Here is a 25435-nt window from a genome sequence, read left to right as displayed (position 1 = left end):
CCGCCGCATGCTGCATGCCGCAGCGGCAGCGGCGCGTCAGTGCAGCGCGGCAGGCGCAGGCGCGTTGCTCGCGGCAGCAGGCGCAGTCGCCTGCCACCCGCACATCTGCCCCTGATTTTGCTGCTTCAGCCACTCGCTCATCGGCGCGAAATATTCCAGCATCGGGCCGGCGTCGAGTCTGTCGTTGCCGGTGAGTTCCTTCAACGTGGTCTGCCAGGGTTGACTGGAGCCGCGCTGCAGCATCGACCAGAACTTCTGCCCGGCGTCCTTGTTGCCGTAGAAGCTGCATGCGTACAGCGGGCCCTGATGGCCGGCGGCCTGGCACAGCCCCTTGTAGAACTGGAATTGCAGGATATGCGCCAGGAAATAGCGCGTATATGGCGTATTGCCGGGCACGTGATACTTGGCGCCGGCATCGAAGAATTCTTCGCCGCGTGCGCTCACCGGCGCCACGCCCTGGTATTTGGCTTTCAGTTCCCACCAGGCCTGGTTGTAATGCTCGGGCGTGATGGAGCCGTCGAACACACCCCAGCGCCAACGGTCGATCATCAGGCCGAATGGCAGGAACGCCACCTTGCTCAGCGCCATGCGCATCTGCGAATTGATCAACGACTCGCGGCCGGTCTGTTGTTCGCCCACCATGCCGATCGACTGCAGGTACTTGGGCGTCATCGCCAGCACGATGGTGTCGCCGATCGCTTCATGAAACCCATCGTTGGCGCCGTTCTGGAACAGCGGCGGCAACGGGTTGTAGGCCAGGTCGTAATAGATGTGGCCCAGCTCATGGTAGATGGTGGTGAAGTCTTCCTCGGTGGGTTTGATGCACATCTTGGTGCGCACATCCGCGCCGATGTTCTGATTCGGCTCGCCGCCCATATTCATGTCCCAGGCGCTGGCATGGCAAACCACATCGCGATCCAGCGGCTTGATGAACTGCGAGCGCTGCCAATACGTGTCCGGCAGCTTGGGCATGCCGAGCGAGATGTAGAAATCCTGCGCGCGTTCGGTCATCTGCTTGGCGGTGCGCAGTTGCGCTTCGCGTTCGGCGTTGAAGCGTGCGGCAGCGCCACCATCGCCACCGGTGTTGCGTGCCAGCACGGCGGTGAGGTTGCCCTGATACTGCTTTTCCAGTGCAGAGGTGATGTCCAGGTCGCCAGCGCCGGGGTAGGGCTGCAGCAGATCCCACAGATTGCTCCAGTCCTGCTGCCACATGTTGCCCATCAGATGCGCCGGCAACAGGCCGCCGGGGAGCTCGCCCTTGTCCTTGCCGTATTGCGTGTCGAGCTTGCCGCGCGCGTAGCACTGCAACTGCGCGTACAGCGGTTTGACCTGTTCCCACAGGCGGTCGGTTTCGCTGGCCAGTTGGGCCGGCGGCATGTCGTAACCGCTGCGCCACAACACCCCGACATCGGCAAAGCCGAGCCCGTGTGCGCCCTCGTTGGCAAGCTCGACGAAGCGCTGGTAGTCCTTGCGCATGGGCTGTGCGGTGCTGTGCCAGCCCTGCCACGCGTCCAGTTGTTCGGCGTAGTCGCGGCTGCTGGCCAGCACCTGCTCCAGTTCGCCGAGCTGGCGGCAGCGGCGTTGCTCGCCTTCGCCCACGCAGTAACTGCCGGCGCCGTAATCGCCTTCCATCTTGGCGGCGATGCGGGTGAGTTCGGCCAGCTTGGCCGCATCGCGCGGTGCGGGCAGGGCGCTCATCAATGTGAGCAACTGCAGCGCACGCGCGCTGTCGGCCGACATCGGCGTGCCGGCGTACTGCTTGGATTGTTCGATCCAGCGATCCAGCTGCGCCAGCGAACGCTCGTTGGCCTTGGCCGCGAGCAGCTGCGAATCGCCGTTGATATAGGTGGACGACAGCCACTGCGCCGCGGTGGTTTCCGGATAGGCCGCCTTGTATTCGGCACTGATGCGCGCAACGAACTGGTCGGCGCTTTCGGCTGGCGTGGTGTTGGTCGCGGCGGGTGTGGCCGGCGGTGCCGCATCCCGGCGGCAGGCCGACAAGCTCAAGGTGCCGGCAGCCACAGCCAACGCCAGCAACAGCAAACGAGGATTCACGGGTGGTCCTTGCAGTGAAGTCCGGCGAAGGCTAGAGCGCGCCGGGTTTCAGGGCAAGGGCCAGCGCGTGCCACGTGGGCAGTGCGGCAGCCTGGCGGCAGGCATTGCCGATCAGCGCAGCGTCGTCCCCGTGCACTTGGCGAACAGGTCGCGCTCGGGTGCATAGACGCTGGTCTTGACCTGCATCAGCCCCAGCACCGAGGGGAACAGCGCATCCTGGTCGGTGTATTGGCCCGCACGGTGGCGCAGGCAGGTTTCATCCAAGCCACGGTCGCGCGCGAACTCCGGCGAGAACCACATCACCATGGGCACACGGGTCTGCTCCTTGGGCGCGATCGCATACGGCACGCCATGCAGGTATAGGCCTTTTTCGCCGAGCGATTCGCCATGGTCGGAGAGATAGATCATCGCCGTGTCGTAGTCCTGCAGCCCGCGTAAGGTGTGGATGGCCTGGTTAAGGAAATGGTCGGTGTACAGGATGGAATTGTCGTAAGCGTTCACGATGTCCTGGCGGCTGCAGCTACCCAGGTCGGCGGTCTTGCAGACGGGCTTGAAGCGTTCGAAATGCGCCGGGTAACGTTCGAAGTAGCTCGGCCCATGGCTTCCCAGCTGATGCAGTACCACCACGCGGTCGCCGGGTTTGGCACGCACCTGCGCCGCCAGATCGCGCAACAGGATTTCGTCCATGCAACGGCCATCGGCACACAGGCCCGGCGTAGTGGCGTCATCGAGCCTCTGGATCTCCAGCCCGTCGCAGACACCCTTGCAGCCGGACTGGTTGTCGCGCCACAGCGTGGAGATGCCGGCGTGTTCAAGTACGTGCAGGAACGATTGGTGGCCGCGGATCATGTCTTCGTTGTAATCGCGCCGGCCGTACGGCGAGAACATGCAGGGCACCGAAACTTCGGTGCTGGTGCCGCACGAATGCATGTCGGGGAAGTTGATCACCCCGGCCTGCGCCAGCTCCGGCGTGGTCTGGCGCGCATAGCCATTGAGTCCCCAGTTCTGCGCGCGTGCGGTTTCGCCCAGTACCAGCAGCAACAGACGTGGGCGGCTGCCCGCAGCGCGCGGCGTGGCCATGGCGTCGTGTTCGATCGGCTGTTTGGGCGCATGCTTGATCGGCGATTCGGATTTGAGGTTCTGCCGCAACGCCACGATGTAGTTGATCGGCGTGGCCAGGTAACGCACTTCGCGGTGATTGCGCATCAATGCGGAAATGTCCTGCGACGACAGCATGGTGCCCGCAGCGCCCGCTACCGCGACCGCCAGCAAAAATCCCACCCGCACCAGGAATGCCTTGCCCACGCTGCGCACGCGCAGACGCGTGCGCCACAGCAACGTGGTCGGAATCAGGAAGTAGCACACCAGCGGCAGGATCAGGCCGGGCGTGAGCAGCTCGCGCGATTCCTTGTGGTCGGTATGCAGCACGTTGCGGAGCATGTCCGCATCCAGATAGACGTTGTAGCTGTCCATGTAGTGCGCGGCCAATGCGGTAGTGAACAGCAATAGCGTCAGCAGCGGTTTTGCGTTCCAGCGCCAGACCAATACGCCCAACAGCAGCGCATGCACCGCCACCAGTAGTGCCATCAGCGAGATCGCAAATCCAAGGCTGCCCGGATGCGTGGCCATCGCCGTGCGCCAGAACAGCTGGTTGCACACCAGCGCGAAAAACAGGCTCGACAGCAGCACCAGTGCTTCGGTCGACACCGTCGGCCGCGTACTCCATGTCAGCGCGCGCAGGCCACTATGCCCGCGCGGTTCCGGTAACCAGGTACTCATGCTGCGTCCCTTGATAGCAACATCACGCCAAGCGCGCGACGCGGCCGTTGCAGCATCACGCCGTACAGTGCCAGTGCGCTCACCCAGCACACCGCCAACGACCAGACATCGTGCGACAGGAAATGCGCACCGCGCAGTTGTTGCGCAACACCGAAAACGAGACCTGCTGCCAAGCCTGCGAACAAACCTGCAAAGCGCCATGCAGGACGGAGCGCCAGCGCACAGAAATACAGCGCCACCCACGCATAGCCGGCACTGGCATGGCCTGCTGGAAAACAACCGGACGCAGCAATGCCGTTGCGCGATTCGAACAGCCCGATCATTGCGTGCGTGCCGCCATAACGGCTCAGATCCCACGGGCAGTCCATCGCCGTCCACGACTTGAACAGCGACACCAGCGAGGTCGACAGTGCTACCGATGCGGCCAGATACGTCAGCGGCCAGCGCAGTGCGTTCAGGCGCGGCCGGCACCACGCAACGCTGGCCAGCACCAACGCGCTGACACCGGCAGTCGTGCTCAACCATTTGCCCACGCGGTGGATCACGCCACTGGTGAACCAATGGTCCTTGAGCAGCCAGTGCCCGCCTTCCAGCCGATACAGCGCGTCGGCAATCCACTGGTCGCCACCGGCGCCCATCAGCAGCGCACTCGCCAACAGCACGCAGGCCAGCGGTAGCCACAGATGCCGAACAAGAAACTGCGCCTGCACATCGCTGGCGGTATGCGCCACGTTGGGCGCATGGAGAGGAAGAGAACTCATCGAGATGTCGGCCTGTGTCAATGCCCGGCATCTTCGAAACCCGGATGTCGGAAAGCGGTCGGACCGGAGTTGCTCAGTCGTTAACCCGCTACCGAGCGTTCAGTCTGTCTCGCTGTCGCTCCCGGTTTGTTCGCTGTCGGACGCAGTGGCGATGCAACCGGCGTGCCATGCCGTGCCCGGCACCAACTGCCATTGATTGCGATTGGACTCGCCGATATCGATGCGTTGCGCCGGATCGACGCACGCCGGTATCGCCTGCTTGAGCACGAGTAACCAGCGTTTTTGCGGCGCCTGCGCAAGCCATGGGCCAGCGTGAGTCCATTGCTGTTCCCAACTGGCCTTGAAGCCGAAGTCGGTGACCGGGCGGTCGGCCTGCAGCAGGTTCTGCTCGCGCCAGGCCAGCATGCCCAGCTGTGCGTCCGGGCCGATGCGCTGGCCCACGCGCTGCATCAAACGCGCGGACGAACTGTACGGGTCCAGCGCCGGCATCAAGCCCAGTCCGTACACCGTCCACAGCGCGGCGGTCATCACGACCAATGCGGTGCCGGCGCGTTGGCCGCGCGACCATGCAACCGCGGCGAAGCCGACCATGCCCAGGCCGATCAACCAGAACCCCACCGACTGCAGCGAGGCCAGTTCCATCCCACGCTTCAATGCGGTGCTTTCGGCCCAGTGCAGATGCAGCGCAATGCCGCCGCCCAGCACCAGGCCGGCGACCGCGAGCAGTGCCACATAGCCGCTCAGCACCACGCGCACGCCGCGTCGGCGCAACAGCCCGGCCAGCAGCGGCGCCGCTGCAATGCACAGCGCCGGCAGCATCGGAAAGATGTAGACCTCGCGCTTTCCCGGGCTGGCGCTGAAGAACAGCAGCACCAGCACGCTCCAGGCAAGCAACAGCACATAACGCGGGTCGCCGCGCCGCAGCCGCCGCCACCAGGCCGGCAGCAACCACGGCAACAACAGGCAGCCCGGCAGCCACAAGGTGGCAATCACCTGCAGGTAGTACCAGAACGGTTTGACGTGATGCCAGGCATGCGCGTAGCGGGTGCCGGTCTGCTTGAACAACAGCTCGTGCGCGTAGGCATGCAGTTGCGGGTCGTCGCGGTGCAGCAGCGCAATGCACAGCGGCCCCAGCCACACGGCAGTGCCCGCCACGAACGCCGGCAGCACCAGCAACCAGCTGCGCCCTGCCTGCGCACGTGCCGGCAACACGCTCGCATGCGTGCGCGGCAGCGCCATCCACGGCAGCAACAGCAGCAGCGGCAGAAACCCGACGCCCTTGGTCACCGTGCCGACACCGGCGGCAAACAACCCCAGCGTCCATGCGTGCCAGTCCGGCCCGCGCAGCACATGCCGCAGCAGCCCCCACAACGACAGCGTGGTCAGCGCCACCAGCACCATGTCGATCTGCGCACGCTTGGCCATCAGCCCGAACTGCAGCACCGTGAACAAGGCCAGCACTGCATACACCGCCACGCGCCGGTTCCACAGCCGGCGCGCGATGTCCCAGGTCAGCCACAACGTGGCCAGCGCGGCCAGCAGCGACGGCAGCAGGAATGCCACCGGCCAGTGCGGCATCAACGTGTAGGTCGCGGCCTGCAACCACATGAACACCGGTGGCTTTTCTGCGTACAACTCGCTGCCACGGTGCGGCAGCAGCCACTGACCGGTCTCGACCATGGTGCGCGCGGCCAGTACGAAGCGCGGTTCGTCCGGCGGGTTGGGCTGGCGCATGCCCAGCCCCGCCAGCAGGCTGATCACGATCAACAGCAACGCGGCCAGCAGCGCGCGCTGGCGGGATGGGAAGGCAGAGATGGCAGCCGACACGCGCACGCCCTGAGTAAATGCGGGGCACACACTATCTGGCAAGTAGGTCGGAAATTTGTCGGAGCGCGCAAGCGGGTCGCACGTCGCAGTGCAGGCGTTGCAGCGTGATGGGTGCTTGAGCAACCGATTGCGAGACGGTTCCGGCGATACCGGCCGCGTTTGGCTGGCCTCGGTTAGGATGCGCACACTGCCCCTGCCGGGCCGCCCTGGAACCCCGCTCATGCGGCTGCTGGTCATCGAAGACAACCGCAACATGGTTGCCAACCTGTTCGACTACTTCGAAGCGCGCGGCCATACCCTGGACGCGGCGCCCGATGGCGTCACCGGCCTGCACCTGGCCACCACCCAGCAGTACGACGCGCTGATTCTGGACTGGATGATGCCGCGCATGGATGGGCCGGAAGTGCTGCGCCGGCTGCGCGAGCAGCACCAGTCCGAGTTGCCGGTGATCATGCTCACCGCGCGCGACGAACTGCCCGACAAGATCGCCGGCTTCCGCGCCGGCGCCGACGACTACCTGACCAAACCGTTCGCGCTGCCCGAGCTGGAAGTGCGCATCGAAGCCTTGCTGGCGCGTGCGCACGGCCGCCGTCGCGGCAAGCTGCTGCAGGTGGCCGACCTGCGCCTGGACCTGGCCACGCTGGAAGCCACCCGCGCCGGCCAGGTACTGCACCTGTATCCGGCCTGCCGCAAATTGCTCGAAGTGCTGATGCAGGCCAGCCCGGCGGCGGTGACGCGGCAACGCCTGGAGCAATCGTTGTGGGGCGACGACCCGCCCGACGGCGACATGCTTCGCTCGCATATCTACGAGTTGCGTCGCAGCGTGGATGGCCCGTTCGCGCAAAAACTGATCCACACCCTGCCGCGGCTCGGCTACCGGCTGGCGCAGCTGGATGCGGCCGAGCCGCTGGGCGCAGGCGACTGCAGCGATGTCTGAACAGCGCCCGTTGGGTCGCCGCGTGCTGGTGTGGTTGTTCGGCTACACGCTGTTGATGACGCTGGCGGTGTTCGGCACCGCGCAGTACTTGCACGAACGCGCCGAACACGGCGTGTGGCGCTCGCTATTGAATTCCGAACTGGACAGCATTCTCGATCGCGGCGCGCAGAACCCGGATTATCACTGGCAGGACTCGGACACCTTGCGGCTGTATCGCGTCGATGGCAGCGCGGGCGTGCCGCCGGTACTACGCACGCTGCATCCGGGCCTGCACGACGAACTGGAGATCGCCGGCCGCCAGAGTGCGGTGATGGTGCGCGACACCGCGCAGACCGGCCGTTTGGCCCTGGTGTTGGACATCACCGATTTCGAAGCGCTGGAAAAATTCCTGACCCGCTGGATGCTGGCCGCCGGCATCGCGCTGATCGGCATCACCCTGCTGATGGGCACCTATGCGATGGCCCGGCTGGTGCGCCCGCTGGTCGAACTGGCACGCGACATCGGCGCGCTGCGCCCGGAGCAGCGTGCGCAGCAGATTGCAGTGGGGCCGCAGGGCAGCGCAGAGCTGTACGTGATCGCCGATGCGCTCAACGATTACCTCGCGCGCAACAGCAAGTTCGTCGAGCGCGAGCGCGCCTTCATCGACAACACCAGCCACGAATTGCGCACGCCCGTCGCGGTGATCGGCAATGCGGTGGAACTGGCGCTGGAACAACCCGGCACGCCGCCGGCGGTGCGCCATCAGTTGCAGCGCATCGCGCAGACCAGTGCATCGGTCGAACAATTGATCACCTTGCTGCTGGTGCTGGCCAAGGATCCGGGCCGGCTGGTGCGCAGCAGCGATACGTTGCGGTTGGATCAGTTGCTGCCGGACATCGTGGCCGACCACACGCATCTGTGCGCCGACAAGGACCTGCAACTGGTCATTGACACGCTGCCGCGGTGCAGCCTGGTCGCGCCGGTCGCCATCGTGCAGACCGCCATCGGCAACCTGCTGCGCAACGCCATCGAAAACAGCGACCGCGGCATCATCCGCATCGCGTTATCCGCACCCGGCGTGGTGCGCATCGCCGACCCTGGGCATGGCATGACGCCGGAAGAGATCAGTGCCATCTATACGCGTCTGGCACGCGGCAACGCACGCCAGGGCAGTGGCATCGGGTTGGAACTGATCGGGCGCTTGTGCGAACACCTGGGCTGGCATCTGCAGCTGGATTCCAACGCAGGGCAGGGCACGGTGGCCACGCTGGATCTTTCCGGTGCCACTGCGGCCGCACACTGACAGCGGCTCACACCACGGCTGCGTTCACCGCCGGGCGGTACGCGGCCACTACCCGCTGCGGCAGGTATCACTCGAACACTGCGCTTGCTGCGTGCCGTCCACGCCTGACTGACGACTGCTCGTAACAGGTTGATAGCCGCTGTAACGCGCAGCGCAGGATCAGGCCGGCAACAAGCCGCGCGCATCCAGCCAGCTGCGCGCGTTTTCCGCGTCCTGCTCGAACCAGGCGCGCGTGGAACCCAGGCGATAGGTATAGCCCCAGCTGTCCATATCGGCCATCAGGCGCGCGCTGCCCACACCGGGCAACTGCTCGGCCAGCAGAATCTGCAGGTAACAGGTGGCGTCTTCTTCATCCACCGAATCGGTGGCGTCGGTATGCACCGCGGCGCGTTTTTGCGCCGGCAGCACGATCAGATGTCCGGCTTCATGCAGGAGCGAATGCACCGGCGTGTCGTCGCGGACATACACATCGCAGCCGATGATGCCCGCTTCCGGTTCGCCCCAGAAACTGCCCGGGATCGCTGCGCCTGCCTCCACACGGTGCAGGCGCAGGCCGTAGCGCGCAAGCAGCGCGGCAGGGGCGTCCAGGCCGATATCGGCCACGCACAGCACCGCGGACGCATCGGATGTAGCAACAGGATGGGAGGTCACGCGCAATCGTTCGCGGTCGGGCGCGCTCCAGGGCGCGCAATGGGGCAGATACCAAAACGGTACCGTGCGAACACGGTACCGTCGTGATGATGGTGCGGCGACTGCCACACAGCGCGCGCGCCGATGGCCTGCACGCTGGCGGCCATGGCCGCGTTACTTGTCGCCTTCTTCCGGCAGCGCGACGGAAATATCCAGCACGTCGTGCTCGCCGTCCTTGACCAGGTCGACCCGCACCGCATCGGCGTCGATGTTGACGTACTTCTTGATCACTTCCAGCAATTCGCGCTGCATCAGCGGCAGGTAATCCGGCCCGCCGCGGTGGTTGCGCTCTTGCGCAATGATGATCTGCAGGCGGTTCTTGGCGGTCTCGGCGGTGTTTTTCTTGGCCTTGAGAAAGTCGAATAGTCCCATGCTCACCCTCCGAACAGCTTGCTGAAGAAGCCCTTCTTCTCCACGGATGTGAATCGCATCGGGCGCTCTTCGCCCATGATGCGGGCGACCGCGTCGTCGTAGGCCTGGCCGGCCGGGGACTCGCCGTCCAGGATCACCGGCTCGCCCTTGTTGGAGGCGTTGAGCACATCGCCGGACTCGGGAATCACGCCGATGGCCTTGAGCCCCAGCACTTCTTCCACGTCGGTGATGCTGAGCATCTCGCCGCCTTCCACGCGGCCCGGGCTGTAGCGGGTCAGCAGCAGGAAGGCCGGCACGTTCTTGCCTTCTTCTGCCTTGCGGGTCTTGGAGTCGAGCAGGCCGATGATGCGGTCCGAGTCGCGCACCGACGACACTTCCGGGTTGACCACCACCACCGCGCGGTCGGCGAAATACATCGCCAGGAATGCGCCTTTTTCGATGCCGGCCGGCGAATCGCAGACGATGTACTCGAAGCCGTCGGCGGCCAGATCCTTCAGCACCTTCTCCACGCCTTCCTGGGTCAGCGCATCCTTGTCGCGCGTCTGCGAGGCAGCCAGCACGTACAGGTTGTCGAAACGCTTGTCCTTGATCAGCGACTGCTTGAGCGTGGCTTCGCCATGCACCACGTTGACGAAGTCGTACACCACGCGCCGCTCGCAGCCCATGATCAGGTCCAGGTTGCGCAGGCCGACGTCGAAGTCGATGACCGCGACCTTCTTGCCGCGCTTGGCCAGCCCGCAGGCCAGGCTTGCGCTGGTGGTGGTCTTGCCGACGCCGCCCTTGCCGGAGGTGACTACGATGATTTCAGCCAAAGGATTTCTCCGAATATTTCTGTGGTTGGGCCGCGTCAATCAAGCGCAGCGATCTTGATCTGATCCTGCTCCAGCCAGACCTGGACGGCCTTGCCACGCAGGTCCATGGGAACATCGTCCAGCACCTTGTAGTGGCCAGCGATGGCAACCAGTTCGGCGTGGAAGTCGCGGCAGAAGATGCGCGCGTCGGGGTTGCCCTGCGCGCCGGCCAGAGCGCGGCCACGCAGGGTACCGTAGATATGGATGCTGCCGTCGGCGATGACCTCGGCGCCGGCGCCCACCGTACTGAGTACGGTCAGGTCGCAGTTCTCCGCGTACAGCTGCTGGCCCGAACGCACCGCGGTGCGTTGCATCCGGCCCGGTGCAGGCCGGGCGGCCGGCGGTGCCGGTTCGGCTCGTGCGGGCGGTGGCGGTGGCGGCGGAGGGCTGACCGCCACCGGCTCGTACTGCGCACGGAACTTGGCCAGCAGCGGCACTCCCAACTGCTGGGACAGCAGGTCGATCTCGCTGGTGCCGTAGGCCAGCGCCACCGGCAGCACGCCGGCATCGCGCAGGCCGTCCAGCAGCGCCTTGGCGGTGGCCACGTCCGGCACCTGCGACAGCCCGCCGAAATCCAGGATCACCGCTGCACGGCCGAACAACTTGGGCGCACGGGTCACGCGCTCGCGCATTTCCTGTACCAGCCGCGGCACATCCAGCGTGCGCACGCGCAGGTTGGCAATGCCCACCTGGCCGATCTTCAGTTCGCCGGCCTGTTCAAAATCCACATTCACACTCGACACAACTCAGCTCCCCGTCGATGGCTTGGCGGTGGCGGCGGCATGACGCGGCCGGCCCACCCACGGCAAGTGGTCGGGCAACTTGCCGCCATAGGTCTGCTTGACCCACGGATAGCTGCACATGTCTTTCATCAGCATGCTGGCGCGCACTTCCACATCGGCCATGGTGTTCTGGCCGACCTCGCGGAAGCCGAAGCTGCCATGGAACAGCAAGGCCGCATCGGCGCCGTGGTCCAGGAACACCTCGCAGGCCAGCTGCGGATAACGCAGCTCGGTATAGCTCTGCACATCGGCATAGAACGCCCGCCCGACGCCACCGCCGCGGCGGCGGCTGGCGACCACGATGCGGTCGATATAGAAGAATTCCGGGTGACGGTCCCTGAACCAGGCGAAATTGCTGCTGTCGTGGGCACTGCCGCTTCCGAAACCGACCAGAAAGCCGGCCAGGTTGCCATCGCGCTCGGCGACGCGGAAATACTCGGCCTGCGCGTAGAAACGTTGCAGCTTGGTTGAATCCAGCGGCAGGATCGCCAGTCCGGCATTGTTGTTCAGGGCCAGGACGGAATCGAGCTCGTGCTCGCGCACGTCGCGGATGACGATCGACATTGGGACTCCGTGGGGTAACGCGTCGACCCGAAATCGGATCTGCGCCGGATTATTACATGCGTGGCCTGAAGCGGCGACCCGAAGCGCGCGATCGGCCCGGCGCGGCCGGCGCCCGCATGCATCGTTACATCGCCACCGGCATCTTTGCTGCCTGTCAGCGGTTGCCTGCGCGTGTGCGCATCGGCCGCATGCATGACTTCCGGCAAGAGGTCAGCGCCGCCGGTTCCGCCTAAGATGTGGACATGTTGGGATACCTCAGTCATACGCGCGTCCTGCGCTTCGCCGGCCTGTTCACCTGGGCGATGATCGTCATGCCCCTGGTGTACACCTACTGGCCGCCGGCCGAAGAGGGCGACCACCGCAGCGTGGCCGAGGCGGTGATGATGTCGGCGTTCTTCATCGGTTTCGGCGCCAGCTACTTCTGGTTGACCCGCGGTTTGAACAGCGGCGGGCATGCGCACTGGTACGACCGACTGATCCTGTTGCTGCTCACCGTCTGCGCGCTGGCGGTGAGCTATCTGAGTGGAACCGGGCTCGGCAGCATCCTGATGATGGTGGCGGCCGGGGTGATCCCGTGGCTGCTGCCGCTGCGCGTGGGCGTGCTGTGGCTGGTGCTGAGCCAGCTGGCGGTGCTGCCGGTGTTCTATTACCTGCGCCCGGACTTCACCCTGTTCGCTGCGCTGATGCAGTCGCTGTTGTACGGCGGCTTTTCGATGTTCATCTTCGTCACCAGCCTGGTCGCGCGCCAGCAGACCGATGCCCGCGAAGAACAGCGCCGGCTCAACGCCGAACTACGCGCCACCCGCGCGTTGCTGGCCGAGAGCGCCCGCATCAACGAGCGCACCCGCATTTCGCGCGAGCTGCACGACCTGCTCGGCCACCACCTCACCGCGCTCAGCCTCAACCTGGAAGTGGCCGGCCACATCACCGAGGGCCAGGCCCAGGAACACGTGCGCCAGGCGCATATCCTGGCCAAGTTGTTGCTCACCGATGTGCGCGAGGCGGTCAGCCACCTGCGCGACAGCGGCGCGATCGACGTGGAAGCGGCGCTGCGCCCGCTGGTCACCCAGGTGCCGTCGCTGGACATCCACCTGGATATTGCCCAGCCGCTGACCCTGGACGACCCCGAGCGCGCCCACGTGCTGCTGCGCTGTACCCAGGAAATCATCACCAATGCGGTGCGCCATGCCGGCGCGCGCAACCTGTGGATCCAGGTGCGCCGCGATGCCGACACCGTGCTGATCGACGCCCGCGACGACGGCCACGGCGCCGATGCGGTCGCGCCCGGCAACGGGCTGCGCGGCATGCGCGAGCGGTTGAACCAGTATGGTGGGCAGCTCGAAATTCAAACCCGGCGGGGTGACGGCTTCGGCCTGCGCATCTGTGTTCCAGGCGCGCCGGCACTGATGCCTGCGGCCGTGACTCAAGGAGTATTGTGATGATCCGTGTGTGCCTGGTCGATGACCAAACCCTGGTGCGCCAGGGGATCCGCTCGCTGTTGGCGCTGGACGACGGCATCGAGGTGGTGGCCGAAGCCTCCGACGGCAGGCAGGCGGTGGAGCAGATTCCGCAGATCCAGCCGGACGTGGTGCTGATGGACATGCGCATGCCGGTGATGTCCGGGCTGGAAGCGCTGCAGATGCTCTCGCGCAACGGCACGCTGCCGCCGACCATCATCCTGACCACCTTCGACGACGACCAACTGGTGCTGGCCGGGCTCAAGGCCGGTGCCAAGGGCTATCTGCTCAAGGACGTCTCGCTGGAACAATTGGTCGGCGCCATCCGCACCGTGGCCGATGGCGGCTCGCTGGTGCAGCCGGCGGTGACCCAGCGCCTGCTGTCGGGCCTGGAGCACATGCGCAACGAATTCGTCAGCCTGGACCGGCCCGATCCGCTCACCGACCGCGAGACCGAGATCCTGCGGCTGATGGCAAGCGGCTTTTCCAACAAGGAAATCGCCAATTCGCTCGGTGTGGCCGAAGGCACCATCAAGAATCACGTCTCCAACATTCTGTCCAAGCTCGGCGTACGCGACCGCACCCGCGCGGTGCTGAAGGCGTTCGAATTGCAGCTGGTGTGAGCCCCGTGCAGCGCCGCCGACCTCGGCGCTGCGCCCGGTGGCGGCAAGGTGGGCGTCGCATTCACGGCGCCGCACCTGCGGTCGAACAACCGCAGCGGCCCATGCAATCCCGCACGGCAACTGCGACATCACACGCAGGCAGCGCGCGATGTGCATGATGGCGGCGCGCAATTGCCCAAACCCTTGTGCAGGTTGGGATTGCGCCGCCCCCGCACGCGGTGTTGCGCGGTCAATGACACCGCAAGACCGCGCTATCCGTCGCACAACTGAACATCTGTCTCGAAGCCTGCTAGGATGGTGGCTTCGCTTCACTCAACCCGGCCGTGGGATCGGCCCCGGAGACCTCCTGAATGACCCGTATTATCGAGTTCCTGATCGCCTTGGGGATCGTGGCTGGCTTGTTTGTCGTGGTGGGCTTGGTGTTGCCCTCGGAACGGCAGATGTCCGAGAGTGTTGAGACCAACCGCAGAATGACGATTGTTTACGACACCGTGAACAGCTTCCGTCGTTTCAAGGATTGGAACCCGCTTGTGCTGCGTGACCCGAAGATCCAGCTGAAGCTGGCCGGCCCGCAAGAGGGCAAGGGTGCACGCGTCGAATACAGCTCCACCGAGGGCTATATCGGCAACGGCAGCTGGGAGATCACCAACAGCGTCAAGAACGAGCGTGTTGAGATCGCGATCGAAGATCCCACCAAGGGCTACGACAAGGTCACCAATTTCACCCTGGTGCCGACCGGCAAGAACAACAAGAACGTCAAGATCACCCAGGACTACAGCGTCAAGTACGGCTGGAACCTGTTCGGTCGTTACGCCGGCTTGTACGTTAGCCGCCATGTGGGCGATGACCTGAAGTTGGGTCTGTCGCGCCTGGCAACCGTATTTGCCACCGTGCCGAACTTCGACTACCGCGCACAGCTGGATGGCAAGCCGGTGTTGAGTGATCTCAAGATCGTCGATGTGCCGGCCGAAGACCTGTTGTTCGTCACCGCGGGCAACATCGACCGTGACAACGAGACGATCAAGAAGTCGATCAAGGACAACCAGGAGTGGATCAAGCGCGTCATGGACGCCAATGGTCTGGAAGCTGCTGGTCCGGTGCGCATCGTCACCACCGACTTCGCCACCGACAAGTACGCCTTCGACGTGGTCCAGCCGGTGCGCAAGCGCGCGGGCGGTGCTCCGAAGACCGACGCCAAGGCAGACACCGCCAAGGCCGACGCCAAGAAGGACGACGCGGCTGCCGCTGCACCGGTCGATGCAACGCCGGTCGCTGCAACGGGCGAAGAGCTGAAGCTCAACATCCCGTCGGAAGCGCCGGTGAAGTACGAGCGTACCAAGGCGCACCGTTCTGCCTTTGCGACCTATGCAGGCCACATGGCCGGCCTGGACGCAGTGCGCAGTTCCCTGCGCGCCTGGTCTGCCACCAACGGCAACGACGTGACCGAGCGTCCGTACGAGTCGTGGAAGGGCGGCGTGGACAAGTCGTTTACGCAGGACGGTACCTACGACGTCTACTGGGCCATCAAGTAATCGTCTCACCACGATGACGTGATCCAGACGAAAACGCGCCGCTCGCTTGCGGCGCGTTTTTTTTTGCCCTATCGCACGGTGACGGAACTCGCCTCATGCCTCTGCTCGAACGTCGTAAGAAACATCCTTCGCTGCTGGCGTTTTGCGGCGCCTTGCTGGCGGCCACCGCGGTGGGCGTATCGGCCTATGCCTCGCATGGCGTGAGTGATGCGCTGGTGCAGTCGCGGCTGCAGTTGGCCGCGCTGTATGCCTTCGGCCATGGCGCAGTGCTGGCCGTGCTGGGCACCACCGAGACACGGGTGATCGGGCGGGTGGGCTTGTACCTGCTCGTGCTCGGCACCTTGCTGTTTGCCGGCAGCCTGGTTGGCGGTGCCTTGCTGCAGTGGCCCACCCGCCTGGCACCGGTGGGCGGGGGCGGCCTGATGCTGGGCTGGGTGGTGCTGGCCATCGGCGCATTGAGGCGCTGAGCATGCCGCGCCACGCTCGCGGATTCGATGTGGAGGCCGCGTTCGCGCAGTTGTCCCGGCGCGATCGCGCATTGGGCGCCTGGATGAAGCGCATCGGCCCGGTCGCCCCGCAGCCGGGGTGGCGCACACCGTTCGACCCGGTCGATGCGCTGGCGCGCGCCATCCTGTTCCAGCAACTCAGCGGCAAGGCGGCGTCCACCATTGTGGCGCGGGTGGAAGTGGCGATCGGCGCGCAGCGGGTGCATGCCGACACGCTCGGTCGCATCGACGATGCGGCGCTGCGTTCCTGCGGCGTCTCCGGCAACAAGGCGCTGGCCTTGCGCGATCTGGCGCGCCGCGAAAGCGCCGGCGAGATTCCCTCGCTGCGCAGGCTCGCCTTCATGGACGATGACGCCATTGTCGACGCCCTGGTGCCGGTGCGCGGCATCGGGCGCTGGACCGTGGAAATGATGCTGATGTTCCGCCTGGGTCGCCCGGATCTGCTGCCCATCGACGATCTGGGCGTCCGCAAGGGCGCGCAGCGCGTGGACAAGCAGGCGCAGATGCCCACCCCGAAGGAACTGGCAGCACGCGGCGAACGCTGGGGCCCGTACCGCACCTACGCCGCGTTCTACCTGTGGAAGATCGCCGACTTCAGCGTGGCGACCAAGGTGCCGACGCCGCGTTCGCAGGAGTAATGTCTTCGCAAGCGTGGTCGGCGCGATGGGGTGGCTCTATCAAGCCACGTCGCATGGCGCATGACGCTCCTGCGGCTTACGCTCTCGACCAACGCCAGTGCCACGGCTCGTAGACGATGCCGTGCGGGTTGTCGCGCGGATAACTCAGCCGGAAGCCGAACGCTTGCGCGTTGCTGCGCAACCAGGCGAATGCAGGCGTGGTTTCGAAGGATTCCTCGGCCGGCGGTTCGTCCGGGGTGCCGATATCCAATGCGTCGCCGCTATGGTGTTCGCTGAAGCCGGGCGCCGCGTTGACCGCCAGAATCTGTTCCAGGGTAAGCCCGCGCGCGAACTTGCGTTCGAAGATGCCCAGTTGGTAGTCGTGGCTGCGATAGCCGGAAATTGCATCGAGCACGATGTCCGCACGCAGCGCGGCCGCATGCATCTGCCGCCACGCGCGCGCACCGCCTGCGCTGAGCCACAGCGGCCGGCCGAAGCGATCGCGCCCGGCGAACTGCAGCGTTGCCGGTTCGGCGATCAGTCGCAGTCCGGTGTGGCGGACGTAAGCGTCTTCGGCGATGTTCAGTTGTGCCAGACGCCGTTGCAGGCCATCGACCGGGAGTTCAACGCCGTCCGGCGACATGCCGGGCATGTCGGCCGCCTGCAGCCGATCGAATACCTCATCCAGGCCTGGCTCGCGCGCCAGGCGCGGCACCAGCGGCATGACCCCGTGCGCAAGTTGTGCAGCCAGATAACGCCCGTCGCGCTTGCGCCGCAATAACCAATCCGCCTGCGCAAGCACGCGTGCGTCGGCATTGCTGCGTGCGCGCAGAAGCGCGGCGGGCAACAGTTCGATGTAACGGGTATTGAGCAGTCGTGTCGGAACGGAGCGCGTCGGCATGGCGACAGGGTAGTCCTCGCCAGCGCGCTCGGCCAGCTGCATCAGGGTTTGCCCCGGTGGTACTTGCTGCTACGAGGAACTGGCCTGCAGTGCGCGCATCTCTGCAACCGGCGCAGCGCCCACCGCTTTCCAGTTGCCGAGCGGTGCTCGGCGCGGGCGTCAACGTTGTTTCTTGAAGACCAGCAGCGCCGCGCCCAGTGGCGTCTGCATGAGGATGTTGACCAGTTCCCAGCCGAGGTTGCCCTGTTACAGCAGTTCGGACTGGATGTCTTCGCTCTTGATGGTGCCCACAAACGATGGCTTCAGCTCGATGGTCAGGTAGGTCCAGCGCGTGCTCATGGTTGGGATTCCGTGTCGCACTGCGGCTTCGGCAGCCGGCCGGCCTTGCGCAGCGCATCGCGCAATACGTATTCGATCTGCGCGTTGAGGCTGCGCAGCTCATCGTCGGCCCAGCGCTGCACGGCGGCCAACACGTCGGCATTGATCCGCAGCGGGTAGGCCTTTTTTTCGCTCATTGGCCGTCTCTGCGGCTGCCGTGCCGGCGCAGGTGCAGCACCATCGACACGATCAGCGTGTTGACGCCGATGATCATGCCGATCACCACCGCATAGATGCCGGCGCGGTTGTCGCCGGCCCAGTACAGGCACGCGGCGCCGATCAGGATGACCAGGCTGATCAACGCCCAGCGCAAGCCCAGGCCGCGTGCGCGGTCGTCATCGTCCGCGCCGATGGACGCGGCAATCGCCAGCGCGGGCAGGCCGGAAAGCGCAACAATCAGGGGCACCATCACATTCATCGATTGCTCTCAATTGCTCTCAATACAACGAGCCGGCATTGACCACCGGTTGGATACCGCGATCAGAACACAACACGGTGAGCAGGTTGCTGACCATGTGCGCCTTGCGCTCTTCGTCCAGCTGCACCACGCTATTTTTCTGCAGTTCCGACAGCGCCATTTCGACCATGCCCACCGCGCCGGCAACGATGCGCGTGCGTGCGGCGATCACCGCATTGGCCTGCTGACGCTGCAGCATGGCCTGGGCGATTTCCGGCGCATAGGCCAGGTGGCTGATGCGCGCCTCGATCACATCCACGCCAGCCTGGGTCAGGCGCTCGTCCAGATGGCGCTTGAGCTGTTCGCTGATCTCGGCCGGGTGACTGCGCAGCGAAATCTGGTCGTCTTCGTGCTGGTCGTACGGGTAGCTGGTGGCCATCGCGCGCAGCGCCGCTTCCGACTGGATGTGCACGAAGCTCTCGTAGTCGTCGACGTTGTAGACCGCCTCGGAGGCATCCAGCACCTGCCACACGATCACCGCGGCAATCTCGATCGGGCTGCCATCCAGCTCGTTGACCTTGAGCCGTCCGCTTTCGAAATTGCGCACGCGCTGGCTGACGCGTCGCTTGGCGTAGAAGGGCACATTCCAGCGCAGGCCGGCGTCCTTGACGGTGCCGACGTACTTGCCGAACAGGCTCAACACCGCGGCCTGGTTGGGCTCCAGCGTGTACAGGCCGGCCAGTATGAAAATGCCCGCCGCCGCGACCAGCACCGCGGCGATGAAGGCGACTGGCGTAGCGCTGGTGCTGGCCATCATCGTCAACACGGACCAGGCCGCACCGATCAGGCCGGCGCCTGCGACCAGGACGACGGGAATGCCGGGCAACGAACCGATCTGCTTCTCTTTCATGAGGACGAGTCCTTGTGGAGTGAGTAAAAGATATCGTTTTGATATCAGCCCAGGCAAGGGCCATTCGTCGGCGCAGCCGTTGGCAGCCGTTAGAATGGCGGCCCCCTCGATCTGGACTGCGCTCATGACCACTTTCGGCACGCCGTTGTCGCCTTCCGCCACCCGCGTGTTGTTGCTCGGCTCGGGCGAACTGGGTAAGGAAGTGGCGATCGAACTGCAGCGTTTCGGCGTGGAAGTGATCGCTGCCGATCGCTATGCCAACGCACCGGCGATGCAGGTGGCGCACCGCTCGCACGTGCTGGACATGCTCGACCCCGTTGCCTTGCGCGCGCTGATCGCCAGCGAGCGGCCGCACCTGATCGTGCCGGAGATCGAGGCGATCCATACCGAAACCCTGGTGGCGCTGGAGCGCGAGCAGGGCCAGAAGGTGATCCCGACTGCGCGTGCCGCGCGGCTGACCATGGACCGCGAAGGCATCCGTCGCCTGGCCGCCGAAACGCTGGGCCTGCCGACCTCGCCGTATCGCTTCGTCGACACCGCCGCCGAATATCGCGATGCGATTGCCGCAGTGGGCTTGCCGTGCGTGGTCAAGCCGGTGATGTCGTCCTCGGGCAAGGGCCAGAGCACGCTGCGCAGCGACGCCGACATCGACGCGGCATGGGAGTACGCGCAGACCGGCGGGCGTGCCGGTGCCGGTCGCTGCATCGTCGAGGGCTTCATCGATTTCGATTACGAAATCACCTTGCTCACCGTGCGGCATGCCGGCGGCACCTCGTACTGCGACCCCATTGGCCACTGGCAGCAGGACGGTGACTACCGTGAAAGCTGGCAGCCGCAGCCAATGTCGGCCGCTGCATTGCGCCGCTCGCAGGAGATCGCCAAGGCCATCACCGACGACCTCGGTGGCTGGGGCCTGTTCGGGGTGGAATTGTTCGTCAAGGGCGACGAGGTGTGGTTCAGCGAAGTCTCGCCGCGCCCGCACGACACCGGCCTGGTCACGCTGGTGTCGCAGGAGTTGAGCGAATTCGCGCTGCATGCGCGCGCCATCATCGGCCTGCCGGTGGGCGCAGAAGATGGCGGCGTCATCCGTCAGAGCGGCCCGTCGGCATCCTGCGCGCTGCTGGCGCACGGCAATGGCGTGCCGGTGTTCGACAACGTGGCCGATGCACTGCGCGACCCGGACACCGCACTGCGCTTGTTCGGTAAACCGCGCGTGGACGGCCATCGCCGCGTCGGTGTCACCCTGGCACGCGCGGACAGCATCGATGCTGCACGCGAGAAAGCACGTGTTGCGGCTGCGGCGCTGACGATCCAGCTGCAGGGCTGATCGCCGTAGGTTCTGAGCAGTGCAGCGCACCGCTGCACTGCTTCAACCCGCCAAAGCTGCAGGCGTCGCTGCGTCACCATGACCGGCATCCTTGGCCCATGCGATCCGCACGAGGCTTCGCACGCACCCTCATCCGCACCGTCGGGGCACCTTTTCCCCCATAAGCGAGGACAACGTCCCGGCGGGAGAAGCAAACACGGTAGTGCCGCTTGACTCAGATCACTGGAGGTGAAGCGACATCATCGGTTGGCTCGCTGCCAGCAGAGCTGCGCCCCTAGCGCGGCTAACGCATGTGACTGCATCCGCCGACCAGACAAGCGCAAAAACGCAGACGGACCAGGAACTCGCCCGTCCCAATCCCAAATCCCGACTCCCCAATCCCAGCTACCAAACAACATCCACCCACACCGCATGGTGGTCGCTGCCATCGGCAATCGCCGCGTCCGGCGCGCCGCTGGCCGGCCAGAAAATGCCGCTGCCGACCAGGGTGAACTGGCGCGACGGCAGCACGTAGTCCAGCCGCATGGTGCCAGCCTGCGGGCCAAAGTCGCCGGTCACTTGCTGCGGGTCGCCGGTATGGGCGATGCCTAGCGTCGCATATTCGGCGGTTTTTTCCGGGCCGCCGTCGCTTTGCGGGGTGGGGTACTGCAGCACGCGCGGGTGATTGATCAGGGCGCGGATCGCATCATGCCGGCCGGCGCCATCGACCGGGTCGTTGTTCAGATCGCCCAGGATGACGAAGCGCGCGTCGACAGGCAGGCCACCGCAGCCGCCCTTGTCGTCGCAGAGCCAGCGCTGGCTGTCGGCGGCGTTGTCCAGATAGGCGCGCCACAGCTGCAGTTCGTCGTGGTTGCGTGCAGCGTTACGTTTCTCGGCACCGTCGAACACCGGCGGGGTGGGGTGCGATACCAATGCATGCACCACGCCCAGCGGCGTGCGCACCGGCACATCCCAATGCGATTTGGACGACAGGCGAAGCTGCGCCCAGATGGCGTCGCTGTAGAACGAGGTCTTGCTGCCCGGGGCGATTGGCCGCAGCGCGCCCGGTAATGCGCTCCACTTCAGCAGCTGGAAACTACGTACGGCCTGCGCATCGATCGGGTAGCGCGACAACACCAGCATGCCGTACTGGCCGGGGTGCAAGCCGTAGCCCCAGGCATCGTTGCCACGCGAGCGGCCTTCACCGCCGCTACTGCCGTTGTTGTCCAGATCCAGACCGCTCGGCACACCGGTATTGACCGGCGCCAGATAGCGGTACGGATAACGCAATGCCTCACCGCCGCCCGGCTGGGCAACCTGCAGATAGCGCTGCTGGAACAGATCGGCAGCGCGGTGGTCCGGGTCGAAATCGAATTCGTTGAGCAACACCAGGTCCGGGCGCACCCGCTGCAGCACGGCGGCGATCTTGCGCGCATGTGCGCTGTCGCCCTGCAACTCGCGGATCAGGCCACCGGCCTGGTCCGAATACAGCGAGGTGTTGTAGGTGGCGATGCGTAGCTGTGTCGCCACGGGTCCGCCAGTGGCGCTATCGGAGGTAGCAGCCGATGCCGGCGTGCGATGGGTGCAGGCGGGGCATAGCGCGGTCAGCGCAAGCAAAAGAAGAGGTCTGATCATCGGGCGATTCTCGCATGCCCGATGCGACAGCCCGATGTCGCGCGCTGCGATTCACGGCGCCGATGCGGTCGCGGGTAATCCGCGCCATTGGCGGCCGTCGTAGGCTTCCAGTGCAGTGAAGCGGCGCTTGTAGTTCATCTTTGCATGGCCGTCGATCCAGTACCCCAGATAGACATGCGCGCGCCGCTCGCGTTGTGCCCAGTGGATCTGCTGCAGGATCGCGAAGGTGCCCAGGCTGCGCGCGGCCGCCTCCGGCGCGTAGAACGTGTACACCGCCGACAGCGCATGCTCGGTGACATCGGTCACTGCGACGGCCAGCAGCCGGCCGGGCAGGTGCGCAGTGGCCGGTTCGCGGATCTCCAGAAAGCGCCCGTGCGACCAACCGCCGATCAGGAACTGGTCGAATTCGGTGGCGCCATGCTCGTCCATGCCGCCACCGGGATGCCGGTGCTTGAGGTACTGGCGATAGAGCGCGAGTTGTTCTTCGGTGCGTTCGGCAGCCACCACGCGCACGACCAGGTCCTGATTACGTGCCAGGCACCGGCGTTGGCTGCGGTCGGGACGAAATGCATCCACCGCAATGCGCACCGGCACGCAGGCACGGCACCGTTCGCAATGCGGGCGGTAGACCAGATCGCCGGAGCGGCGGAAGCCCCATGCCAGGGCTTGCGGATAGATCGCACCCAGATGCGGGTCGTGTGGGTCCAGCACCAGGTCGCGCGCTTGCCGGTCGGACCAATAGCCGCAGGCATGCACGCCGGTCTGGAACAGGCGCAGGTCGTCGTGAGTGTCGGCATGGATGGCCATGGCCGCAGGATAGCGCCTGTGCGTCGCAGCAGCGGCGACTGTCCGCCGGATGAATACGCCCGGCCCGGACGTCAACGCGCACGCCGACGGCTCGTTGATGTGGGTGTTGGTGGCAGCGCACGGACGATCCGGACGCACCACCCACGCGATGCGGCCCATGCAGGTGCCGCGTGTGCTTTCCATCTTCCAGGAGTGTCCCATGACGTCACGCAAACCTTTCCTCGCCCTGGCCGTGCTGGCCGCGCTATCCACCGGCACCGCGTTCGCCGCCACCGTGCCGGCCCCCGGCGATGCGCCGCGCCCTGCCAAGCTCGACAAGAACGGCGATGGCGTGATCGACCGCAGCGAAGCGGCCGCGGACCCGAAACTGGCCGCGCAATTCGACACGCTGGACGCCAACAAGGACGGCAAGCTGTCGCGTGACGAGCGCCCGCATCATCGTGGCCCGGGCCGTGATGGCCGCGGCGGACGTGGCGAATGGATGGCCAAGCTGGATACCAACAAGGACGGCCGCATTAGCCGCGAAGAAGCCAAGGCCGACCCCAAGTTCGCTGCGCGCTTCGACCAGATGGATGTCAACAAGGACGGCTTCGTCGACCGTGCCGACCGCGAATCGCGCATGCAGCAGCATCGCGATGCATGGTTCGCCAAGGCCGACGCCGACAAGGACGGCAAGTTGAGCAAGGCCGAGTTCGACGCGGCATCGAAGTTGCGTGGCGACCACGGCCCGCGCGGTCCGGGTGAGCGTGGCGACCACGGCAAGCCTGCGATGCCGGCCAAGCCTGCTGCGGGCAACTAAGCAGTTAGGACGCACCGATGCAGCGGCCGGCGCGTGACAGGCGCGTCGGTCGCTGCAACCAGCAGCAACACGTAGCAGCACCATTGCTGGCCATCATCAGCAGACTGGTGAAGAGACTCGCCTTCACTTCATGACTCCGGGGTCTGGTCGAATTCTCCCTGCTTGTAGCAGCGTGGGCGCTACCCGGTGGCCACTGAAGTCGGGTATGAACGCATCACTTCGGACCATGCGACGTTGCTGCCCGCGGCGTTCACCGTTGCAGGCAGGCAAGCAGGCAGGCTGCGCCGCGGCGTACTTCAGTGTGCGTCGCGACAACCATGTCGCCAAGCCTGCGTGACGCAAAGCCGGTGCTGCCGCCAGCGCGGGTGAATCCGCAGCCGTATGTCCTCGTCTCGGAACGGGTTGCAACTGCCGGTACTGCGGTGACGTCACGCCGGCCTCAGAACATTCCCAGCTGCATGTAGTGCCGCACGATCGGCAGAATGACGGCCGCTGTGCTCACCACCATCGCGCCCGGACTGAACATGCAGCGGTACAACAGCGGTGCACGCGTGGCGCCGCGCCTGCGCGCATCGCGTTCCAGCATGGGGCGCATCACGCGTGGCAGCACCCGGATGGATTGATAGTTGATCACCGCCATGCCCGCGCACAGCATCAGCAGCGATGCCCACGCGTCGGCATCCAGCTGTTTCAGCACAAGCGTGCTGCCAACCACAAGCACCGAGGTCAGGGTGGTGATGTGCATGAAGCGCCGAATCGCGGCTGCCTCAGCGGCGGTCTGCGCGAAGCGCAGCAGGTACCAGCACGACCAGTACGTGCCGAATCCGGCAACCAGCACGGCGCCGGCGGCGAACAGCGCCGGCATGCCGAGCCAGAGGCTGAGCGCGCCAGCGGCCCCACCGCCGCCGAGTGCCGAGCCGGTCAATCCGCTCACGCCTAGCTTGCCCGCGCCACCCATGCCGGTCAGCACGATGGCTGCGCTTGCGCTGCCGGGCGCAGCAAGCAACGTGGCCGAGGTCACCGCGGTGGCGAACGCCACACTCGGCGCGCTACCGCGTGCGAAGTCGCCCAAGCGGCGCAGCAACTCGCTGCGCACGCTGGCACGGGCGCGCGACAGCCGTTTGCGTACCGCCGCGTCGCTGAGCCCGAGCAGCGCGGCAACCTGTTGCGAGCTCTGGCCTTCGCGGTAATACAGCAGCAGCGTTTCGCGGCTCTCTTCCGGCAGTGCAGAAATGATATCGAGCGCGGCGATCTCTTCTTCCACCTGTAGCAGCTGGTCGGCAGGGGAGGGCGCCGGGTCGGCGGCCATTGCAATGGCGAGTTCGGCGGCCTCGCCGCTGAGCGCACGATGGCGGTTGGCGCGCAGCCAGTCGCGCGCCAGGTTGCGGGTGATCTGCCGAAGCCAGGGCAGAAAGCTTGCCGGCTGATGCAGCTGCGCCAACCGCTGCCAGGCACGCAGGAAGGCCTCCTGGGCGATGTCTTCGCTGGCTGCGATGTCGCGGGTGATGGCCAGCGCGATGGCGGTCACCGTGTTCTGGCAGGCGCCCACGATGCGTCCGTACGCCTGCTGGCAGCCGGCCGCGGCGTTGGGCAGTTCGCGTTGCAACATCAGGTCCAGCGTGTTGGCGTTCATCGGCGCAATCCATGTCCTGTTGCCAGCATGACGC

At 65.6% G+C, this 25435-nt stretch carries 26 protein-coding genes and 1 other RNA gene; 11 read left to right on the top strand and 16 right to left on the bottom strand.

Annotated features, from left to right (window positions below):
* Nucleotides 1-36: 36 nt before the first annotated feature.
* The 4 genes from A7D16_RS10320 to A7D16_RS10305 all read right to left on the bottom strand — a co-directional run bounded on the left by A7D16_RS10320 (nt 37) and on the right by A7D16_RS10305 (nt 6428).
* Entirely contained in the window at nt 37-2055 is a 2019-nt protein-coding gene (locus A7D16_RS10320) for a M2 family metallopeptidase (RefSeq protein ID WP_064632325.1), read from the bottom strand.
* Between the two features lie 111 nt (nt 2056-2166).
* The gene (locus A7D16_RS10315) at nt 2167-3834 is read right to left on the bottom strand and encodes a phosphoethanolamine transferase (protein WP_064632323.1); all 1668 of its coding nucleotides are present in this window, start codon (nt 3832-3834) and stop codon (nt 2167-2169) included.
* Nucleotides 3831-4595 (bottom strand): phosphatase PAP2 family protein, encoded by a 765-nt coding sequence (locus A7D16_RS10310; RefSeq protein ID WP_064632413.1) that lies wholly within the window; start codon nt 4593-4595, stop codon nt 3831-3833. The genes A7D16_RS10315 and A7D16_RS10310 overlap by 4 nt, the downstream gene beginning before the upstream one ends.
* Before the next feature lie 99 nt (nt 4596-4694).
* On the bottom strand, nt 4695-6428 hold the full coding sequence (locus A7D16_RS10305; RefSeq protein WP_064632321.1) for an ArnT family glycosyltransferase: 1734 nt from the start codon (nt 6426-6428) through the stop codon (nt 4695-4697).
* A 214-nt stretch (nt 6429-6642) separates the two neighbouring features.
* Here A7D16_RS10305 and A7D16_RS10300 point away from each other — a divergent pair, with 214 nt between their 5' ends.
* The 3 genes from A7D16_RS10300 (at nt 6643) to A7D16_RS10290 (ending at nt 8779) form a co-directional block, all read left to right on the top strand.
* Nucleotides 6643-7359, top strand: coding sequence for a response regulator transcription factor (locus A7D16_RS10300; RefSeq protein ID WP_064632318.1), 717 nt, complete (start codon nt 6643-6645; stop codon nt 7357-7359).
* The gene (locus A7D16_RS10295; protein WP_064632316.1) at nt 7352-8641 is read left to right on the top strand and encodes a sensor histidine kinase; all 1290 of its coding nucleotides are present in this window, start codon (nt 7352-7354) and stop codon (nt 8639-8641) included. Before A7D16_RS10300 ends, A7D16_RS10295 begins: the two co-directional genes overlap by 8 nt.
* Before the next feature lie 62 nt (nt 8642-8703).
* A non-coding RNA gene (locus tag A7D16_RS10290) (sX9 sRNA) lies at nt 8704-8779 on the top strand.
* 21 nt (nt 8780-8800) lie between these two features.
* Here A7D16_RS10290 and A7D16_RS10285 read toward each other — a convergent pair.
* The 5 genes from A7D16_RS10285 to A7D16_RS10265 form a co-directional block, all read right to left on the bottom strand.
* The gene (locus A7D16_RS10285) at nt 8801-9298 is read right to left on the bottom strand and encodes a hypothetical protein (protein ID WP_095522341.1); all 498 of its coding nucleotides are present in this window, start codon (nt 9296-9298) and stop codon (nt 8801-8803) included.
* A 147-nt stretch (nt 9299-9445) separates the two neighbouring features.
* Nucleotides 9446-9703, bottom strand: a complete 258-nt coding sequence (minE, locus tag A7D16_RS10280) for a cell division topological specificity factor MinE (protein WP_064632314.1) — start codon at nt 9701-9703, stop codon at nt 9446-9448.
* Nucleotides 9704-9705: 2 nt separating this feature from the next.
* The gene (gene minD / locus A7D16_RS10275) at nt 9706-10515 is read right to left on the bottom strand and encodes a septum site-determining protein MinD (protein ID WP_064632313.1); all 810 of its coding nucleotides are present in this window, start codon (nt 10513-10515) and stop codon (nt 9706-9708) included.
* Nucleotides 10516-10550: 35 nt separating this feature from the next.
* Complete coding sequence (gene minC, locus A7D16_RS10270) at nt 10551-11297, bottom strand: septum site-determining protein MinC (protein WP_064632312.1); 747 nt, start codon at nt 11295-11297, stop codon at nt 10551-10553.
* A 3-nt stretch (nt 11298-11300) separates the two neighbouring features.
* Nucleotides 11301-11900: a GNAT family N-acetyltransferase gene (locus A7D16_RS10265; protein ID WP_064632310.1), complete on the bottom strand. Its 600-nt coding sequence runs from the start codon at nt 11898-11900 to the stop codon at nt 11301-11303.
* A 56-nt stretch (nt 11901-11956) separates the two neighbouring features.
* On the opposite strand from A7D16_RS10265, the gene A7D16_RS23520 reads away from it, so the two are divergent.
* The 6 genes from A7D16_RS23520 to A7D16_RS10240 all read left to right on the top strand — a co-directional run bounded on the left by A7D16_RS23520 (nt 11957) and on the right by A7D16_RS10240 (nt 16656).
* The gene (locus A7D16_RS23520) at nt 11957-12133 is read left to right on the top strand and encodes a hypothetical protein (protein WP_161945032.1); all 177 of its coding nucleotides are present in this window, start codon (nt 11957-11959) and stop codon (nt 12131-12133) included.
* Between the two features lie 9 nt (nt 12134-12142).
* Nucleotides 12143-13339, top strand: a complete 1197-nt coding sequence (locus A7D16_RS10260) for a sensor histidine kinase (protein ID WP_064632308.1) — start codon at nt 12143-12145, stop codon at nt 13337-13339.
* Complete coding sequence (locus A7D16_RS10255; protein WP_064632306.1) at nt 13339-13980, top strand: response regulator; 642 nt, start codon at nt 13339-13341, stop codon at nt 13978-13980. Before A7D16_RS10260 ends, A7D16_RS10255 begins: the two co-directional genes overlap by 1 nt.
* Before the next feature lie 350 nt (nt 13981-14330).
* Nucleotides 14331-15512, top strand: coding sequence for a polyketide cyclase (locus tag A7D16_RS10250; protein ID WP_064632304.1), 1182 nt, complete (start codon nt 14331-14333; stop codon nt 15510-15512).
* Nucleotides 15513-15607: 95 nt separating this feature from the next.
* The gene (locus tag A7D16_RS10245; RefSeq protein WP_064632302.1) at nt 15608-15979 is read left to right on the top strand and encodes a DUF423 domain-containing protein; all 372 of its coding nucleotides are present in this window, start codon (nt 15608-15610) and stop codon (nt 15977-15979) included.
* 2 nt (nt 15980-15981) lie between these two features.
* Nucleotides 15982-16656 (top strand): DNA-3-methyladenine glycosylase family protein, encoded by a 675-nt coding sequence (locus tag A7D16_RS10240; RefSeq protein WP_064632300.1) that lies wholly within the window; start codon nt 15982-15984, stop codon nt 16654-16656.
* A gap of 76 nt (nt 16657-16732) precedes the next feature.
* On the opposite strand, the gene A7D16_RS10235 is transcribed toward A7D16_RS10240, so the two are convergent.
* The 4 genes from A7D16_RS10235 to A7D16_RS10215 all read right to left on the bottom strand — a co-directional run bounded on the left by A7D16_RS10235 (nt 16733) and on the right by A7D16_RS10215 (nt 19221).
* Complete coding sequence (locus A7D16_RS10235) at nt 16733-17536, bottom strand: M15 family metallopeptidase (RefSeq protein WP_064632409.1); 804 nt, start codon at nt 17534-17536, stop codon at nt 16733-16735.
* Nucleotides 17537-17871: 335 nt separating this feature from the next.
* The gene (locus tag A7D16_RS10225; protein ID WP_064632298.1) at nt 17872-18051 is read right to left on the bottom strand and encodes a type II toxin-antitoxin system antitoxin; all 180 of its coding nucleotides are present in this window, start codon (nt 18049-18051) and stop codon (nt 17872-17874) included.
* Nucleotides 18048-18332, bottom strand: a complete 285-nt coding sequence (locus A7D16_RS10220; RefSeq protein ID WP_064632296.1) for a hypothetical protein — start codon at nt 18330-18332, stop codon at nt 18048-18050. Before A7D16_RS10220 ends, A7D16_RS10225 begins: the two co-directional genes overlap by 4 nt.
* A 19-nt stretch (nt 18333-18351) precedes the next feature.
* Nucleotides 18352-19221 (bottom strand): SPFH domain-containing protein, encoded by an 870-nt coding sequence (locus A7D16_RS10215; RefSeq protein WP_064632294.1) that lies wholly within the window; start codon nt 19219-19221, stop codon nt 18352-18354.
* A 124-nt stretch (nt 19222-19345) separates the two neighbouring features.
* Between A7D16_RS10215 and purT the strand changes: the two genes are divergently transcribed.
* On the top strand, nt 19346-20548 hold the full coding sequence (gene purT, locus A7D16_RS10210; protein WP_064632407.1) for a formate-dependent phosphoribosylglycinamide formyltransferase: 1203 nt from the start codon (nt 19346-19348) through the stop codon (nt 20546-20548).
* Nucleotides 20549-20932: 384 nt separating this feature from the next.
* Here purT and A7D16_RS10205 read toward each other — a convergent pair whose 3' ends face one another.
* Nucleotides 20933-22162 (bottom strand): endonuclease/exonuclease/phosphatase family protein, encoded by a 1230-nt coding sequence (locus A7D16_RS10205; RefSeq protein WP_082925780.1) that lies wholly within the window; start codon nt 22160-22162, stop codon nt 20933-20935.
* 51 nt (nt 22163-22213) lie between these two features.
* Nucleotides 22214-23128 carry an arginyltransferase gene (locus A7D16_RS10200; protein ID WP_064632405.1) on the bottom strand — a complete coding sequence of 305 codons (915 nt, stop codon included), beginning with the start codon at nt 23126-23128 and terminating at the stop codon, nt 22214-22216.
* A 40-nt stretch (nt 23129-23168) separates the two neighbouring features.
* Here A7D16_RS10200 and A7D16_RS10195 point away from each other — a divergent pair, with 40 nt between their 5' ends.
* Nucleotides 23169-23768 carry an EF-hand domain-containing protein gene (locus tag A7D16_RS10195; RefSeq protein ID WP_064632289.1) on the top strand — a complete coding sequence of 200 codons (600 nt, stop codon included), beginning with the start codon at nt 23169-23171 and terminating at the stop codon, nt 23766-23768.
* A gap of 439 nt (nt 23769-24207) precedes the next feature.
* Here the strand turns inward: A7D16_RS10195 and A7D16_RS10190 are convergent, their stop codons facing one another.
* Nucleotides 24208-25401, bottom strand: coding sequence for an RNA polymerase sigma factor (locus A7D16_RS10190; protein ID WP_064632287.1), 1194 nt, complete (start codon nt 25399-25401; stop codon nt 24208-24210).
* Between the last annotated feature and the right edge of the window lie 34 nt (nt 25402-25435).

The sequence above is a fragment of the Xanthomonas nasturtii genome (assembly GCF_001660815.1).
GTDB lineage: Bacteria > Pseudomonadota > Gammaproteobacteria > Xanthomonadales > Xanthomonadaceae > Xanthomonas > Xanthomonas nasturtii.
Note: the sequence above shows the minus strand (reverse complement) of the source record. Positions and strands in the feature narration are given on the sequence as shown.

What these genes read in the sequence shown, in the direction of transcription:
- A7D16_RS10315 (WP_064632323.1), bottom strand. Translation starts at nt 3,834, where the DNA reads ATGAGTACCTGGTTACCGGAACCGCGCGGGCATAGTGGCCTGCGCGCG.
- A7D16_RS10220 (WP_064632296.1), bottom strand. Translation starts at nt 18,332, where the DNA reads ATGAATGTGATGGTGCCCCTGATTGTTGCGCTTTCCGGCCTGCCCGCG.
- A7D16_RS10240 (WP_064632300.1), top strand. Translation starts at nt 15,982, where the DNA reads ATGCCGCGCCACGCTCGCGGATTCGATGTGGAGGCCGCGTTCGCGCAG.
- A7D16_RS10300 (WP_064632318.1), top strand. Translation starts at nt 6,643, where the DNA reads ATGCGGCTGCTGGTCATCGAAGACAACCGCAACATGGTTGCCAACCTG.
- A7D16_RS10215 (WP_064632294.1), bottom strand. Translation starts at nt 19,221, where the DNA reads ATGAAAGAGAAGCAGATCGGTTCGTTGCCCGGCATTCCCGTCGTCCTG.
- A7D16_RS10265 (WP_064632310.1), bottom strand. Translation starts at nt 11,900, where the DNA reads ATGTCGATCGTCATCCGCGACGTGCGCGAGCACGAGCTCGATTCCGTC.
- A7D16_RS10260 (WP_064632308.1), top strand. Translation starts at nt 12,143, where the DNA reads ATGTTGGGATACCTCAGTCATACGCGCGTCCTGCGCTTCGCCGGCCTG.
- A7D16_RS23520 (WP_161945032.1), top strand. Translation starts at nt 11,957, where the DNA reads ATGCGTGGCCTGAAGCGGCGACCCGAAGCGCGCGATCGGCCCGGCGCG.
- A7D16_RS10235 (WP_064632409.1), bottom strand. Translation starts at nt 17,536, where the DNA reads ATGCCGACGCGCTCCGTTCCGACACGACTGCTCAATACCCGTTACATC.
- A7D16_RS10250 (WP_064632304.1), top strand. Translation starts at nt 14,331, where the DNA reads ATGACCCGTATTATCGAGTTCCTGATCGCCTTGGGGATCGTGGCTGGC.
- A7D16_RS10205 (WP_082925780.1), bottom strand. Translation starts at nt 22,162, where the DNA reads ATGATCAGACCTCTTCTTTTGCTTGCGCTGACCGCGCTATGCCCCGCC.
- A7D16_RS10295 (WP_064632316.1), top strand. Translation starts at nt 7,352, where the DNA reads ATGTCTGAACAGCGCCCGTTGGGTCGCCGCGTGCTGGTGTGGTTGTTC.
- A7D16_RS10225 (WP_064632298.1), bottom strand. Translation starts at nt 18,051, where the DNA reads ATGAGCGAAAAAAAGGCCTACCCGCTGCGGATCAATGCCGACGTGTTG.
- A7D16_RS10195 (WP_064632289.1), top strand. Translation starts at nt 23,169, where the DNA reads ATGACGTCACGCAAACCTTTCCTCGCCCTGGCCGTGCTGGCCGCGCTA.
- minE (WP_064632314.1), bottom strand. Translation starts at nt 9,703, where the DNA reads ATGGGACTATTCGACTTTCTCAAGGCCAAGAAAAACACCGCCGAGACC.
- A7D16_RS10200 (WP_064632405.1), bottom strand. Translation starts at nt 23,128, where the DNA reads ATGGGCCGCATCGCGTGGGTGGTGCGTCCGGATCGTCCGTGCGCTGCC.
- A7D16_RS10190 (WP_064632287.1), bottom strand. Translation starts at nt 25,401, where the DNA reads ATGAACGCCAACACGCTGGACCTGATGTTGCAACGCGAACTGCCCAAC.
- A7D16_RS10310 (WP_064632413.1), bottom strand. Translation starts at nt 4,595, where the DNA reads ATGAGTTCTCTTCCTCTCCATGCGCCCAACGTGGCGCATACCGCCAGC.
- purT (WP_064632407.1), top strand. Translation starts at nt 19,346, where the DNA reads ATGACCACTTTCGGCACGCCGTTGTCGCCTTCCGCCACCCGCGTGTTG.
- A7D16_RS10245 (WP_064632302.1), top strand. Translation starts at nt 15,608, where the DNA reads ATGCCTCTGCTCGAACGTCGTAAGAAACATCCTTCGCTGCTGGCGTTT.
- A7D16_RS10255 (WP_064632306.1), top strand. Translation starts at nt 13,339, where the DNA reads ATGATCCGTGTGTGCCTGGTCGATGACCAAACCCTGGTGCGCCAGGGG.